11 protein-coding genes are annotated in these 14,648 nt (G+C 67.1%); 4 read left to right on the top strand and 7 right to left on the bottom strand.

Annotation, left to right across the window (positions count from 1 at the left end; genetic code table 11):
* Positions 1-80 precede the first annotated feature (80 nt).
* On the bottom strand, positions 81-860 hold the full coding sequence (locus NS2_RS31705) for an SDR family oxidoreductase (RefSeq protein WP_228102632.1): 780 nt from the start codon (positions 858-860) through the stop codon (positions 81-83).
* Positions 861-1,100: 240 nt separating this feature from the next.
* A complete protein-coding gene (locus NS2_RS31700) occupies positions 1,101-4,103 on the bottom strand; it encodes a UPF0182 family protein (RefSeq protein WP_033091004.1) in 3,003 nt (1,000 codons plus the stop codon).
* Positions 4,104-4,354: 251 nt separating this feature from the next.
* Here NS2_RS31700 and NS2_RS31695 point away from each other — a divergent pair, with 251 nt between their 5' ends.
* Positions 4,355-4,963: a PPA1309 family protein gene (locus NS2_RS31695; protein WP_033091011.1), complete on the top strand. Its 609-nt coding sequence runs from the start codon at positions 4,355-4,357 to the stop codon at positions 4,961-4,963.
* A gap of 4 nt (positions 4,964-4,967) precedes the next feature.
* Here the strand turns inward: NS2_RS31695 and NS2_RS31690 are convergent, their stop codons facing one another.
* Positions 4,968-5,993 carry a YlbL family protein gene (locus NS2_RS31690; protein WP_181321320.1) on the bottom strand — a complete coding sequence of 342 codons (1,026 nt, stop codon included), beginning with the start codon at positions 5,991-5,993 and terminating at the stop codon, positions 4,968-4,970.
* Between the two features lie 85 nt (positions 5,994-6,078).
* Here NS2_RS31690 and NS2_RS31685 point away from each other — a divergent pair, with 85 nt between their 5' ends.
* The 3 genes from NS2_RS31685 to NS2_RS31675 all read left to right on the top strand — a co-directional run bounded on the left by NS2_RS31685 (position 6,079) and on the right by NS2_RS31675 (position 9,865).
* Positions 6,079-7,488, top strand: coding sequence for a zinc-dependent metalloprotease (locus NS2_RS31685; RefSeq protein WP_033091006.1), 1,410 nt, complete (start codon positions 6,079-6,081; stop codon positions 7,486-7,488).
* An 83-nt stretch (positions 7,489-7,571) separates the two neighbouring features.
* A complete protein-coding gene (locus NS2_RS31680) occupies positions 7,572-8,426 on the top strand; it encodes a TOMM precursor leader peptide-binding protein (RefSeq protein ID WP_033091007.1) in 855 nt (284 codons plus the stop codon).
* A 50-nt stretch (positions 8,427-8,476) separates the two neighbouring features.
* A complete protein-coding gene (locus NS2_RS31675) occupies positions 8,477-9,865 on the top strand; it encodes an ABC1 kinase family protein (protein ID WP_052086990.1) in 1,389 nt (462 codons plus the stop codon).
* 109 nt (positions 9,866-9,974) lie between these two features.
* Here the strand turns inward: NS2_RS31675 and NS2_RS31670 are convergent, their stop codons facing one another.
* From NS2_RS31670 to tnpB, 4 genes are all read right to left on the bottom strand, one after another.
* Positions 9,975-10,247 (bottom strand): WhiB family transcriptional regulator, encoded by a 273-nt coding sequence (locus tag NS2_RS31670; RefSeq protein ID WP_173850124.1) that lies wholly within the window; start codon positions 10,245-10,247, stop codon positions 9,975-9,977.
* Between the two features lie 181 nt (positions 10,248-10,428).
* Positions 10,429-10,797 (bottom strand): hypothetical protein, encoded by a 369-nt coding sequence (locus NS2_RS31665; RefSeq protein WP_033091010.1) that lies wholly within the window; start codon positions 10,795-10,797, stop codon positions 10,429-10,431.
* A gap of 151 nt (positions 10,798-10,948) precedes the next feature.
* A complete protein-coding gene (locus NS2_RS31660; protein WP_045439868.1) occupies positions 10,949-13,105 on the bottom strand; it encodes an ATP-dependent DNA helicase UvrD2 in 2,157 nt (718 codons plus the stop codon).
* On the bottom strand, positions 13,105-14,571 hold the full coding sequence (gene tnpB / locus NS2_RS31655) for an IS607 family element RNA-guided endonuclease TnpB (RefSeq protein ID WP_208866180.1): 1,467 nt from the start codon (positions 14,569-14,571) through the stop codon (positions 13,105-13,107). Before tnpB ends, NS2_RS31660 begins: the two co-directional genes overlap by 1 nt.
* Positions 14,572-14,648: the final 77 nt, after the last annotated feature.

Raw genomic sequence — 14,648 nt, 5'->3', positions numbered from 1 at the left:
GTTCTTATTGCGCGGCAGTAAATTGCGCCCTGTTTTCGAGGGCCCAATCCTGGAAGGTTCGCGGTGACCGGCCCGTGACCTCAGCGACCGTCGGGCGCACCACCGAGGTGAAGGACTCCAGCGCCGTGGCCCGCAAAGCCATGATGGCCGAAGCCATTTCGGGCTCGACCCCGAAGCGCAGCAGATCCGCCAGCGCCGCCTCCGGCGAGATCTCCTCGAATCGCACAGGGCGGCCGATGATTTCGGCCAGGATGCCGGACTGCTTCCCCGCCGAGAGGGCCTCGGGTCCGGTCACGGTGTAGATCCGCCCCGCGTGCCCGGTCTCGGTGCGCGGCCACCGCGACCGCCGCGATATCGGCGGGATCGATGACCGCGATCCGCCCCTGCCCGAAAGGTGCACGCACGGTTGCCGATTCACGCACCGAGCGCGCCCAGTGCAGCGCGTTGGACATGAATCCCATGGGGCGCACCATGGTCCAGTCGAGACCGCTCGCGCGGACCGCGACCTCGCCCGCGCGGTGCCAGGCCGGAATCGGATCGGTCGCGGCGTCGTCACCGGCGCGGCCGGAGGACAGCTTCACGATGTGCTCGACCCCCGCGGCGACCGCGGCGGTGGCGAGATTCGCGTCGTGCGTGGCGATCTCGGGCCCGGCGGTGGCGAGGAAGACGCGGCGGACACCGGCCAGCGCGGCGGGCAGGCTCGCCGGGTCGCCCAGATGCGCGCGCACCACCTCGACGCCCGCGGGCAGGTCCGCGGTCTCGGGGTGGCGGGTGACGGCCCGCACCGGCAGGCCCGCCGCGAGCAGCCGATCGGCCACGGCCCGGCCGACGGTTCCGGTGGCTCCGGTCACGAGGTACATGGCTTGCTCCGTTCATCGAGGGTGGCGGGCGAATCCCGCCTCTCAATAGTGAAATCGGCGCGTGAATATGACGATCTACAGCGGAAAAGCCGTCGATAACCTCCACACTTGCCATGCATCACAGCAATCGCCGCCACAAGAAGAGCGTCGAGCGACGAGATCATCCGCGTACCGCCCCCGATACGCGAAAGGCGCTGTCACCCAATGGATGACAGCGCCCCTCAGCGATTACCCGACGGTTTAGCCGCCCGCCTTCTGGTAGTTGTTCACCGCGGCCTGCAACTGCTCGAGGGCCTTGCCCAACTGGCCCAGATCACCCGACTTCTGGGCGTCCTGCACCGCCTTCAGGGCATCGTCGAGCTGCTTGACCGCCGCGTCCTTACCGGTCGATCCGGTGGGCGGCGTCACCGGTGTCGTCGGCGGCGTCGCGCCCTGGGTCGGCGGCGTCACCGTCTGTCCCGGCTGGTCGGTGGCGGAACCGCTTGCCGTGGGCAGGATCTGGTCGAGGGCCTCCTTGACCGTCGCGCCGTAACCGACCTTGTCCTTGTAGCTGGCCAGCACCTTCACCAACTGCGGGAAGGACGGCGCGCCGGGCCCGCCGGTATTGCGTTCCAGATACCAGGGTTCGACATAGAGGATGCCGCCGTCACCGACCGGCAGGGTCAGCAGATTGCCGTACTTGATCTTGTTGACTCCGCCACCGGTCAGCAGGTTGCGGTCCCGGGCCACTTGATCGGCCTGTGTCAGTGCCGTCTGCGTCTGCCCCGGACCCGAGGTCTGCGAATCGGCGGGCAACTTCAGCACGGTCAGCTTGCCGTAGTTTCCGGGGTCCGAGTGCGCCTGGATATAGGCCGACATGAACTGCCGCTTGTAACCCACCATCACCGAGGTGAGGCTGAACTGCGGCGGCTGCTGCGGGGCCTTCGGGTCGCCGAGCAGCACGTAGTACGGCGGCTGGTGCGCGGTGCTGGCCGCGCCCTCCTGGGTCGGATCATTGGGCACCGACCAGAAGGCGTTGCCGTTGAAGAACTCCACCGGATCGTCCACGTGGTACTTGGCCAGCATCTCCCGCTGCACCTTGAAAAGGTCCTCGGGATAACGGAAGTGCGCGCGCAGTTCATCGGAGATCGCGCTCTCCGGCTTCACCGTGCCCGGGAACACGCCCTCCCACGCCTTGAGCACCGGATCGGTCTTGTCCACCTCGTAGAGCGAGACGGTGCCGTCGTACGCGTCCACGGTGGCCTTCACCGAGTTCCGGATGTAGGAGACCTCCTTGCGGGGTAGTAGACGCCCCGTGGTCTGGTCGATGCTGTCCTCGACCGCGCCGTCGAGCGGGGTCCGCTGCGCGTACGGGTAGTTGTCGAGGGTGGTGTAGCCGTCCACGATCCAGACGATGCGGCCCTTGACCACCGCCGGGTACACGTCGCCGTCGGCGGTCAGCCACGGCGCGACCTGGGTGACGCGGTCGCGCGGATTGCGATTGAAGATGATCTTCGAATCCGGGCCGATGGCGCCCGAGAACAGGATGTTGCGCTCGGCGTACTTGGCCGCGAAGGCCATCCGGTTGAACCAGTTGCCGATCTTCACCCCGCCCGTGCCGTTGTAGGTGTACTGGGCGTCGGGCTTGTCGTATTCGCGCGGCGCGCTGCCGTTCGCGCCCACGATGGCGTAGTCGGCGTCGCTCTTGGAGATGAGCTCGCCGTAGTAGATGCGCGGCTCGTCGACCGGGATGGCCTGCTTGTCCTTGGGCGTGAACAGGTCGCTGACCGTGCTCAGGTCGCCGTTCGGGCCCGGCACCGTGAACACCGGATACCCGTACCCGCCACCGGAATCGCTGCCCACCGACTGCCCGGCCGCCGAGGATTCCTTGGGCGGAGCCGCGTTCACCTTGTTGGCGGGCGCGGCCACGAAGCCGTTGCCGTGCGTGTACACGGTGTGCTTGTTGAGCCAGTTGGTCTGGTTCTCGGACAGGTTCTGCGGCTGCAGCTCGCGCGCGGCCACGATGAAATCGCTCTTCTCACCGTTGGGCAGGGTGTAGCGATCGATGTCCAGCGGGTCCGGGAAGCCGTAGAAGTTCTGCAGCTGCTGGTTGCGCTGAATGAAGGTCTGGGTCAGCAGGTTCGGATCCAGCAGCCGGATGTTCTTGATGGTCTGCTGGTCGGTCGCCGAGTTGATCTGGTCGCTGCTCGCCACACCCTTGTAATCGGTGTACTCGACCTTGTCCGGGGTCAGCCCGTAGGCCTCGCGGGTGGCCGCGATATTGCGCTCGATGTAGGCCCGCTCCTTGGTGGAGGCGTTGGGCTTCACCGAGAACTGCTCCACCAGCAGCGGCCAGACCGCACCCACCAGCACCGAGGACAGCACCAGCAGCGCCGCCGCCATGGCCGGAATCCGCAAGTCGCGCAGCACGACCCCGGCGAAGAAGGCGATGGCGCAGATGACCGCGATGGACAGCAGGATCAGCTTGGCCGGCAGCACCGCGTTGATATCGGTGTAGGAACCACCGGTGAAGGTCGGCTCCTTGCGGGTGCTCGACAGCAGCGCGTAGCGGTCGAACCAGTACGCGATGGCCTTGAGCAGCACGAAGATTCCGGCCAGGATGGCCAGCTGGACCCGCGCCGAGGTGCTCAGCGCGCCCTCGCGTCCGGACAGCCGCAGGCCGCCGAAGACGTAGTGCGCCACCAGGTTCGCGAAGAACGCGATCACCACGGCGACGAACAGCCAGTTCAGCACCATGCGGTAGAACGGCAGGTCGAAGGCGTAGAAGCCGACGTCCAGATGGAACTGCGGATCCTTCACCCCGAACGAGCCGCCGTGCAGGAACAGCTGCACGGTCACCCAGTTCGACTGTGCGACCAGGCCGGACAGCACGCCGATCAGCACCGGGATGCCGATGCCGAAGAGCTTGAGCCGGCTCATCACCGTGGTCCGGTACCGCGCGATCGGATCGCCGGGACCGCTCACCGGCACGAATACCGGCCGCGATCGATAGGCCAGCAGCAGGGCCGCCCAGATGATGAGCGCCACCACGATCGCGACCACCAGGAACAGCAGGATCCGGGTCACCAGCACGGTGGTGAAGACATTGCGGAATCCCACCTCCCCGAACCACAACCAGTTGGTGTAGGCGTCGGTGAGCCGGGGCCCGACCAGTAATAGGGCCGCCAGTACCAGGGCCGTGACGAGCAATATGCGGCTGCGTCGGGACAGCGAAGGTAAGCCGGTCGGGGGGCGCATGCCCACGATGCCACTCTCCCAGGGTCCGGCGGCATTCCACGCCGGGTTTTCCGGCCCGGAGCGCCGCAGTCCGATGATTCGAGTTGGTCCCAGGGGACCGTTCGCGCCCCACTCTACGTAAAACGCCCGTCCGGCGGCCCGACACCTCCACCACCGCCGACCGAACTTTCGCTACCGGCGCAAAGCCCTGGACCTCGAGCGGGGTGGGCCCGCGCCCCGCGGGCGGGGTCGGGGTGGCGCGATGCGAGGATTGCCGGGTGAATCCAGAGCAGTGGGCAGCGTCGGCCCTGTACCGGTGCATCCGGGAAGTCGCGGAGTATGTCGACGGCGAGGGCTGGGATCGCCCGCCGCAGATGTTCGCGCTGGTCCCGACCGCCGATCTGGTCGCCGCCGAGCCCGCCCTGCTGGATCAGCTCGACGAGCAGAACGCGCTGACTCCCATTGCGCAGGAACCCTTCCCGGAGGACATCGCCGGGGAGGCCGACGCCATGGCGCTGGACGAATTCCTGGCCACCACCAGCTGGCCGTCCTCGGTCGAGGGCTGCGTGCTGGTCCAGCAGATCGTGGTGCTGCCGCCCACCGCCGAGCAGACCCTCGACGAGGCCATCGCTCCCCTGCTCGCCGACCGCGACGCCGCCGATCAGGCCGGCCGCCGCGCCGCCCTCACCCACGCCGAGCGCCGTGACGCCCGGCTGTTCGTGGGCGTACTCCGCGACGGCACCTCGCTCTCGCTCCTGCAGATCCGCCCCAGCGAGGAGGAAGAGGACCCCTTCGGCGACCTCGACCTGCGCACCACCCCCAACCTGGCCCCGAACCTGGTCGAGGCCCTGCGCCACACCCTCGAGAACGACCCCGACGACTTCTGAGCGGCTAGCCGCAGCTCGGGACGTCCTTGCCCGCGTTGATGTCCTGCAGGGATTGGACTGCGCCGGAGAGGTTTTCGACCTTGACCAGGCGCAGGCCCTCCGGGGTACGCTGGGCGGCCTCGTTGCAGTTGGCGGCGGGGACCATGAAGGTGACCGCGCCGGCCTCGCGGGCGGCGATCATCTTGTACTGGATGCCGCCGATCGGGCCGACCTTGCCGTCCGGATCGATGGTGCCGGTGCCGGCGACGAACTTGCCGCCGGACAGGTCGCCGGTGGTGAGCTTGTCGATCAGGGCGAGGGTGAACATGAGCCCCGCCGACGGGCCGCCGATCTCGCCGAGGTTGAAGTCCACCTTGATCGGGCCCTTGTTGACCTCGTCGGGGGTGATGCCGAGGTAGCCCTTGTCGGCGTCGTCGGGCCGCGCGCCCAGTTTGATCTCGGCGGTCTGCTCCGCGCCGTCGCGGCGGAACGCCACCGGCACGATGGTGCCCGGCTTGGCCGAGGAGACCGCGCCGACAACGTCTTTGGCGGTCGCGATGGGCTTGCCGTCCACGGTCACCAGTTCATCGCCCTTACGCAGGAAATCCTTGGCCGGACCGTCCTCGGCGACATTCGCCAACTGCACCGCGGTGGGCAGTTTCAGATAGTTGAGCGCCGCCAATTCGGCGGAATCCTCGGAATCCTTGAACTGCTGCTGATTGGATTTGTCTACCTCGTCACGTGTTTGCCCCGGCGGATACACCTCCGCGCGCGGCACCAATCCGTGCTGGCCGTCGATCCACAGGCCGATGGCCTCGAAGATATTCAGCTTGTCGCGAACGGACACCGTCGTCATATTCAGGTTGCCCGAGGTCGCCTTCACATCCGCGTTCTGCACCTCGACCACCTGCTTCCCGCCGACTTCGCCCAGCGTATTGAAGGTCGGGCCAGGTCCGAGCGCCACGAACGGGACGGTGACGACACTGCCCACGATGCCCAGCACCAGAATGGGGACCAGGGCGGCGAGCAGGGTGACAATGCGGCGGTTCACGCGGCCAAGGGTACTGGTCATCAAGGCCATTGCCGCGTTCTGCTCGGCGGTTCGCGTGGTCCGCGGCTCCAGTACCGTAGTGGGTATGAGTGATTTCCCGTTCGGATTCTCGAATCGCGACGACGATCCGGAGCGCAAGCCCGGGGACGAGTCCAGCGGTTCCGGTGCGAACAACCCGTTCGGATTCGCCATGGGCGGCCCGGGCGGGGGCGGATTCGATCCCTCACAACTCGGTCAGATGCTGACGCAGTTGGGCGCCATGTTCTCGAGCATGGGTCAGCCGGGCAGCGCGTCGGCCGGACCGGTCAATTACGACATTGCCAAGCGCCTAGCCCGGCAGCAGCTGGGGTCGAGCGTCGCGCCGGTCTCGGCGGGCGCCCAGAGCGCGGTGAACGACGCGACGCACCTGGCGGAGCTGTGGCTCGATGCCGCCACCACCTTCCCGGCGGGCGCGACCAAGACCGTCGCGTGGACCGCCAACGACTGGCTCGAGGAGACGCTGCCCACCTGGAAGCGACTGTGTGATCCGGTGGCCGAACAGGTTTCGGGCATGTGGACCGCCACGCTCCCGGCCGAGGCCAAGGAATTCGCGGCCCCGATGTTCGGAATGCTCGGGCAGATGGGCGGTCTCGCCTTCGGCTCGCAGCTGGGCCAGGCCCTGGGCCAGCTCGCCAAGGAGGTGCTGACCTCCACCGATATCGGCCTGCCGCTGGGCCCCGACGGCACCGCGGCGCTGCTGCCGGCGGCCATCTCGGAATTCAGTGCCGGGCTGGAACAGCCGGAGAGCGAGATCCTGGTCTACCTGGCCGCCCGCGAGGCCGCCCACCAGCGGCTGTTCGCGCACGTGCCGTGGCTGCGCCAGCAGGTGCTGGGCGCGGTGGAGGACTACGCGCGCGGCATCAAGATGGACTTCTCGGCCATCGAGCAGGCCGCCCAGAACCTGGATCCGATGACCCTCGCGCAGGATCCGTCCAAGCTGGAAGAGTTGTTGTCGCAGGGCACTTTCGAGCCGCAGACCACGCCCGAGCAGAAGGCCGCGCTGGAACGGCTGGAAACGCTGCTGGCCCTGATCGAGGGCTGGGTGGAGACCGTGGTCACCGACGCGGTCGGCGATCGGCTGCCGGGTGCTGGCGCACTGGCCGAGACGTTGCGGCGGCGGCGCGCCACCGGCGGGCCGGCCGAGCAGACCTTCGCGACGCTGGTCGGTCTGGAGCTGCGGCCGCGCAAGGTGCGCGAGGCGGCGGCGCTGTGGCGGCGGCTGACCGCCGACGCCGGGCTCGAGAAGCGCGACGGCGTGTGGGCCCACCCGGACCTGCTGCCCGACTCCTCGGATCTGGACTCGCCCGCGGGCTTCATCGATTCGGTGCTAGGCGGCGGCACGACGGCATTCGACGATCCGCTGGCGCAGTTGGCCGAGACGGAAGCGCGCGAGGCTGCCGAGAAGGCCGAGCAGGAGGCCAAGGGCGAGGATCCCACCGGGGAAGACTCGAAGTAGAGGTTGTGGATAACCCGCGAAAGCGCTGATGAACAAGCGTTTTCGCGGGTTTTCGCATATTCTGGGGCGCGCATGCTGAGGCCATGACGACATTAACCTCGGCTCGCGGACCGATGCTCCATCCCCGAATCACCGTGCTGATGCGGCCGAACGGCGCCGTCCAGCTCGGCTGGAATCCCGAGGGCGCGGTGCTCGTGCAACCGCCCGGGCCGGCCGAAGCCGTGCCCGCGCTGCTGCGGCTGCTGGACGGGTCCCGAACCGAGGCCGAAATCCTCTGGCAGGCACGGGAGTTGGGATTCGGCACCGACACGACGCAATCGCTGCTGGACCAGCTGGCTGTCGCCGATCTCCTCGCCGCCGATGAACCGCACTCCCGGCTGCACACGGTGCGGATCCACGGGCGCGGGCCATTGGCCGACGCCATGCTGACCGGGGTGCGTCGGATCGGATTGCGGGCCAAGCATTCCCACGACCGGCCGGGGGCGGGTTCCGACGCGAAATTCGGGGCCGAGCGGCCCGATCTGGTCGTACTGTCCGATGCCCTGGTCCCCGACCCGGGCCTGGTCGCCGAGCTCGCCCGCCACCGGATTCCGCACTTGCAGGTCCGCATACGCGACGGCCACGGCGTGGTCGGCCCGCTGGTGCTGCCCGGCCAGACCAGTTGTCTGCGTTGTGCGGATCTGCACCGGACCGATTGCGAACCGGATTGGCCGCCGCTGGCCGCGCAACTGCTTGGCCGGGTCGGTTACGCCTCCCCGGCGGGCATCGCCGTGACGGCGGCATTGGCGCTGAAAGAAATCGAGACCGTGTGCTTCGGCCGTGCGGAGCATCCACCGGCGACCTTGAACGCCACCCTCGAACTCGATCTCGACACCCCGCATCTCGATCGGCGGGCCTGGCCCGCCCATCCCAGCTGCGGTTGTGGCGATAACGCATGACTGTGACGGAAACCACTATCCTTAACCACCCGAAAGAACGGGCAATTTTCATGGCGCACCGTCTGGGACATCGGCATGATGGGAACGTGTCAGAGATTGTGAGCAAGCGCTCTTCCCGCAATGCCAAGCTGGCCAAGATTCCACTCGGCATCGCAGGGCGGGCGGCCGTGGGTTTCGGCCGCAAACTTGCCGGGGGAGACAAGCGGGAGATCAATGCCGAACTGAACCAGAAGGCCGCCGAACAGCTGTTCGCCGTACTCGGTGAGCTCAAGGGCGGGGCCATGAAGTTCGGTCAGGCGCTGTCGGTGATGGAGGCCGCCGTACCGGAGGAGTTCGGCGAGCACTATCGCGAGGCGCTCACCAAATTGCAGGCCGCCGCGCCGCCCATGCCGGCCGCGGCCGTGCACCGGCAGCTGGATCAGCAGCTGGGAACCGGTTGGCGGCAACGCTTCCGGGAGTTCGACGACTCGCCCACCGCCTCGGCCAGCATCGGCCAGGTGCACAAGGCGGTCTGGTCCGACGGCCGCGTGGTCGCGGTGAAAGTGCAGTACCCGGGCGCGGACGAGGCGCTGCGCGCCGACCTCAAAACCCTCAACCGCATGGCCGGCATGATGAGCGCGGTCATCCCGGGCGCGGACGTCAAGCCGATCCTGGCCGAGATCAGCGAGCGCACCGAGGAGGAGCTCGACTACCGCATCGAGGCCGGTTACCAGCGTCAGTTCGCCAAGGCCTTCGACGGTCACCCGCGGTTCCTGGTGCCCAAGGTCGTGGCCAGCGCCCCGAAGGTGATCGTCACCGAGTGGCTGGACGGCGGCACTCCGGTCTCCAAGATCATCCAGCAGGGCGCGGAGGATCCCGAAGGCACGGTGGCATTGCGCAATGGCACCGCCGCGCTGATGGCCGAATTCCATTTCAGCTCACCGTCTATCGCGGGTCTGCTGCATGCCGATCCTCACCCGGGCAATTTCATGGTGCTGCCCGACGGCCGCCTCGCCGTCATCGACTACGGCGCCTGCGCGCCCCTGCCCAATGGCTTCCCCAAGATCCTGGGCCAGCTGGTGGCGCTCGAGGTCGAGGACCGCTACGACGAGCTGACCGCGCTGCTGCACGACAATGGCTGGGTCATCCCCGGCAAGACCGTGAGCCGCGAGGAAATCCAGTCCTACCTGCGCCCCTTCACCGACCCCATCAAAACCGAAACCTTCCACTTCACCCGCCGGTGGATGCAGCGCGTCGCGGGCAAAGCCACCGACATCTCCAACTCCGAGATGATGAAAACCGCCCGCTCCCTGCAACTCCCGGCCGAACACGTGATGATCTTCCGCGTCCTCGGCGGTTCGGTAGGCATCTGCGCCCAACTCGACGCCGAAGTCCCCTTCATGAAACTCATGCAGGACTGGGTCCCCGGCTACGCCGAAACCCTCCGCACCGCGAGCTGACTCCCCGACAGCTCGCGCCTGAGTGCGAGAGTTGTTGTTACGCAAAACGACCCGCCTACCGTCTGGTAAGCGGGTCGTATGCGTTCTACTCCCCCGGAAGCCGGGGCGATCATGCCACCGCGACCTTGCGCGGGCGGCCACGCGGACGCTTGCGGGCGATCACGACACCCTGGTCGAAGATCTCGCCGCCCCAGACGCCCCAGGGCTCAGCGCGATCCAGCGCCGCCGACAGGCAGCCCTGACGGATCGGGCAGGACGCGCACAGCGCCTTCGCCTCTTCCAACTGGGCGGGAGCCTCGGCGAACCACAGGTCCGGGTTGCCGACTCGGCCGGGCAGGGTGATGGTGACGTCCCGGCGGGTGCGGGCGGTCGTGTTGGCCACGGTGTTGCGGCATGTCACTCGTTCACGGATGACCGTGGTGGTGGACACGTCGTGCTCCTTCAGCTCGTGCTTCGGTCGTTCGGGTTGCGCGAAACCGGTGCCGGTGGCTGAGGGCCAGATAAAACAATGGCCACGGTTTCGCTTTTCGCGATCCGTGGCCAGGAGGTCCGGGAGGTAATCCCTACCTGAGTCGACTTCGGTGTCGACTCCTGATCACGGTCGCTGGGTCGGTGGTGTTCGGGCGGACTGCCGTCAGATGGACCGGACGCTCCAGTCCGGCTTTCAGAGCCAGGTTTTCGACGGCCACATATGCGGCAGCCGGTCGCCAGTCACCCTTGGGCTTGTCCTGCTTGATCACGATCTGCTGATCTGCTTGGGCTTTGCTTGCAAAGACCTGAAGACCAAGATCGCCATTCACGCCGGACATACGAATCCCCTGGAACGCGAGGATCCCCCGGGAGGCCGACGCCACGGACATGACAGGTGCGGACGCGCAACGGCCGGCGCTGCTGCCGGTCGCAATGCTCTTCACGATGCTGTTGCTGTTCATTGGTCTGCCTCCCTCCTTCACTCGTATGCGATCAGTGTTCAAACACGCGGGCTTTTCCCCGGTGTACGAACCACACTAGGTAGTCGTACGGATGCACACAACCTATTTTTGACCTGCATTTTTAGGGGCTTGCGCACATTTCGTGTATGGACTACGAAGAGTCCCGGAGCCGCGATCGGACGATCGCGAGCACATCCGCCCCGTATGTCTGCAGCTTCTTGGCCCCGATGCCAGGGATTGCCACCAGTGCTCGGTCGTCGGCGGGCCGCTGTTCGGCGATGGCTGTCAAGGTCGTATCGCTGAACACCACAAAATGGGGCAGTGACAGCTCGTCGGCCTTCTCCCTACGCCATTCCTGCAGTGCCGCGAGCAGTTCCGTGTCGATGTCGGCCGGGCAGCGCGAGCAGCGGCCGAGCATGGTGGCCTGGGTGTTGAGCAGCGGACGGCCGCAGACCCGGCAGGTCGGGTGCTGACGCTTGGGGCCGGGGCGGCGGTCGGTGGTGTGGTTGGCGATGCGCGAGGCCGGGGAGTCGTCGGGGACCAGGCCGATCAGGAAGCGGGAGCGGCGGCGCACCTTGCGGCCGCCCGCGGATCGGGCCAGGGCCCAGGACAATTGGAGGTGTTCGCGCGCGCGGGTGACGCCGACGTAGAGCAGGCGGCGTTCCTCCTCGAGCGCGGACTCGTCGGAAACCGTTGCGTCCGGGCCCAATACGTGCTGGATCGGCAGGGTGCCGTCGGCCAGGCCGACCAGGAACACGGCATCCCACTCCAGGCCCTTGGCCGCGTGCAGCGAGGCCAGGGTGATGCCCTGCACCGTCGGTGGGTGCCGGGCCTCGGCGCGGGCGGCCAACTCGCGCAGCAGGCCGGTCAGGTCGAGATCGGGATCGTGGTCGGCAAGCTCCTCGGTGAGCTGGACCAGCGCCATGAGCGAGGACCAGCGCTCGCGGGCCTGGACGCCGACCGGCTCCTCCTTGGTGAGCCCGACCTGAGCCAGGGCCGCACGGACCAGCACGACCAGCTTCTCGCCGCGGGCGTCGGGCAGATCGTCACGATTGGCGGCGGTGCGCAGCGCCGACACCGCCTGCCGCACCTCGGGCCGGTTGAAGAAGCCCTCGCCGCCGCGCACCTGGTAGGGAATGCCCGCCTCGGTGAGCGCCTGCTCGTAGACCTCCGATTGCGCGTTGATCCGGTAGAGGATCGCGATTTCCGCTGCGGGAACACCGTTTCCGAGCAATTTGGCGACCGCCTTGGCGACGGCGGCGGCCTCGGCGGGCTCATCGTCGAATTCGGCGAAGGTCGGTTCCGGACCGTCCGCGCGCTGGCCGATGAGCTGAAGCCGGGTACCGGCGATACGGCCGCGCGCAGCTCCGATCACCCGGTTGGCCAGCGACACCACCTGCGGGGTGGAGCGATAGTCGCGTTCGAGCCGGACGACCGTGGCGTCCGGGAAGCGACGTGAGAAATCGAGCAGATAGGTCGGGCTCGCCCCGGTGAAGGAGTAGATGGTCTGGTTGGCGTCGCCGACCACGGTCAGATCGTCGCGATCCCCGAGCCAGGCGTCGAGCACGCGCTGCTGCAACGGTGTGACGTCCTGGTACTCGTCCACCACGAAGCAGCGGTAGCGGCCCCGGAACTCCTCGGCCACGGACTGGTAGTCCTCGAGCGCGGCTGCGGTGTGCAGCAGCAGATCGTCGAAGTCGAGCAGCAGGCCGTCGGGGGTGGTCTTCAGCGCCTCGTAATAGGTGTAGACCGCCGAGACCTTCTTGGCCTCGTACGGTATGTCGCGGTGCAGACGGCCGACCTCGCCCGCGTAGTCCTCGGGCGCGATGAGCGAGCCCTTGGCCCACTCGATCTCGCTGATCAGGTCGCGCAGGCTGTCGGTATCGGTGGGCAGCCCGGCCCGCCCGGCGGCCTGCGCCACGATGGGGAACTTGCCGTCGATCAGCCGCCACGGCACATCGCCCACGACCTGGGGCCAGAAGTATTTGAGCTGCCGCAACGCCGCGGCGTGGAAGGTGCGGGCCTGCACCTGCCCGGCCTCCCCCGCCAAAGCCAAGGCCCGCAACCGGTTTCGCAGCTCCCCCGCGGCGCGGGCCGTGAAGGTCACCGACAGCACCTGATCGGCCCGCACGTGCCCGGCCGAGACCAGATGCGCGATGCGATGGGTGATGGTGCGCGTCTTCCCCGTCCCCGCGCCCGCCAGCACGCAGACCGGTCCCCTGGGCGCGCGCACGGCCGCCGCCTGCTCGGCATCGAGCTCGTCGAGCCGGAGCTGGGCCTGGGTGGTCGCGGCAGTCACGCGCTCCATCATGGCAAAGCCGTTCGCGAAACGTATGGGAGCGTCTCGCGACCTGCCGAGTTGCCCCGGCAGGGTTGGCCCGCACCAAGTACGGGTCTACTCGTGGCAGTACCTGTTGCCCGCACAGTGAGGGTCTTACATGGGTTTCCAGCGAGCGTATTTTTCGTCCCGACGCAACTCGCCGCGGACGCTCCGCCTTCGACGGAGAGCACAAGTGCCGCGAGGTTGCGCGCGGCATTGACGTCACGATCGAGTACGTAGCCGCACTCGTCGCAGACAAAAAGTCGATCACTCAGACGCAGCTTGGCTTTCACTACGCCACAGTTCGAACACGTCTCGGAACTCGGGTACCAGCGGTCGGCCACCACCAGAGTGCCCCCGTACCAGAGAGATTTGTAAGTCAGTTGACGGCGGATCTCCCCAAACCCGACATCGGCGATGTGGCGAGCCAGCCGCCGATTCCGAAGCATTCCCGCGACATTGAGGTTCTCGACTACGACGGTCGTGGAGGACGCTATGAGGGCAGTCGTGAGCTTGTGAAGGGAATCCCGGCGGCTGTTGGCGATCATGGCCTGCAGGCGCGTGATCCGCGCATTGGCCCGTCGCCACCGTTTTGATGGTTTGGTTCCAGCACGATCGTCAGGGCCACGGCGGCGCGCGGCGCGCCGCTGGAGTCGGCGCAGTTCGCAGCGCGAGCGATCGAAATGTCTTGGATTAGCTACCAGCCCCTGTCCGTTGGAGATGCCTGGAACAGGCTGGGACAAGACCGCCAGGACCTTCACACCAAGGTCGACTCCTACCACCCGGTCCGGCGAGGTCGCGCGCATATCGGCGCGCACGATCTCCACCGAAAACGTCACAAACCATCGTCCGCCCGCGAAAGACACGGTAGCCGAACGTATACGGGCGCTACCACGTTCGACATGCCGGGCAAGTTTGCGGGTGGACTCACCGGTACGTACGATACCGATGCGGGGCAACCGGACGTGCCGCCTGTCAGCGTCGGTCAACCCCAAGTTGCCCGTAGTGAACCGGCATGAGCACCGTGACCGTTTGCTCTTGAACTTCGGAAAGCCGGACTTTCTCCCCTTGCCGCCACCAGATTGAGATTCATCCCACTTCTTCAGTGCCGTTGCAAGATTCGCCAAGCCCGACGAGTAAGCCTCCTTCGAATTCTCGGGCCACCAAGGCGCGACTGTGTGCTTGACCTGGTTCCAATCCTTGCGAAGGCTGTACGCAGACCACGACAGAGGGTCGGTAAGGTCCTCGCTGGACAGCCCATAGGTGGCCTCAGCATGCCTTTGGTCGAGGTCTGCTATTACTCGTGCAAGCCCCCAGTTGTATGCGAACCGTTGTGCGCCACGATGCGATCGGAGCGCATCGGCCTGAGTGACGGTCGGCTCGAGCAGAAAACGGTATGCCTGAATCACCGTCCCCGCAGCGGGGTGCTCACTCGCCGACACCGGATCGCTCACCTGTTCGAGGCTAGACGGTCCGACACCGACACAACACCGCTGAGCACCCGACACGCAAACAATTTCCGCTAGTGTCC

Source organism: Nocardia seriolae NBRC 15557, assembly GCF_007990715.1.
Taxonomy (GTDB): domain Bacteria; phylum Actinomycetota; class Actinomycetes; order Mycobacteriales; family Mycobacteriaceae; genus Nocardia; species Nocardia seriolae.
Note: the sequence above shows the minus strand (reverse complement) of the source record. Positions and strands in the feature narration are given on the sequence as shown.

Excerpts from the sequence above, each read along its gene's own strand:
- NS2_RS31705 (WP_228102632.1), bottom strand. The coding sequence starts at position 860 with ATGTACCTCGTGACCGGAGCCACCGGAACCGTCGGCCGGGCCGTGGCC.
- NS2_RS31685 (WP_033091006.1), top strand. The coding sequence starts at position 6,079 with ATGAGTGATTTCCCGTTCGGATTCTCGAATCGCGACGACGATCCGGAG.
- NS2_RS31680 (WP_033091007.1), top strand. The coding sequence starts at position 7,572 with ATGACGACATTAACCTCGGCTCGCGGACCGATGCTCCATCCCCGAATC.
- NS2_RS31675 (WP_052086990.1), top strand. The coding sequence starts at position 8,477 with ATGGCGCACCGTCTGGGACATCGGCATGATGGGAACGTGTCAGAGATT.
- NS2_RS31665 (WP_033091010.1), bottom strand. The coding sequence starts at position 10,797 with ATGAACAGCAACAGCATCGTGAAGAGCATTGCGACCGGCAGCAGCGCC.
- NS2_RS31660 (WP_045439868.1), bottom strand. The coding sequence starts at position 13,105 with ATGGAGCGCGTGACTGCCGCGACCACCCAGGCCCAGCTCCGGCTCGAC.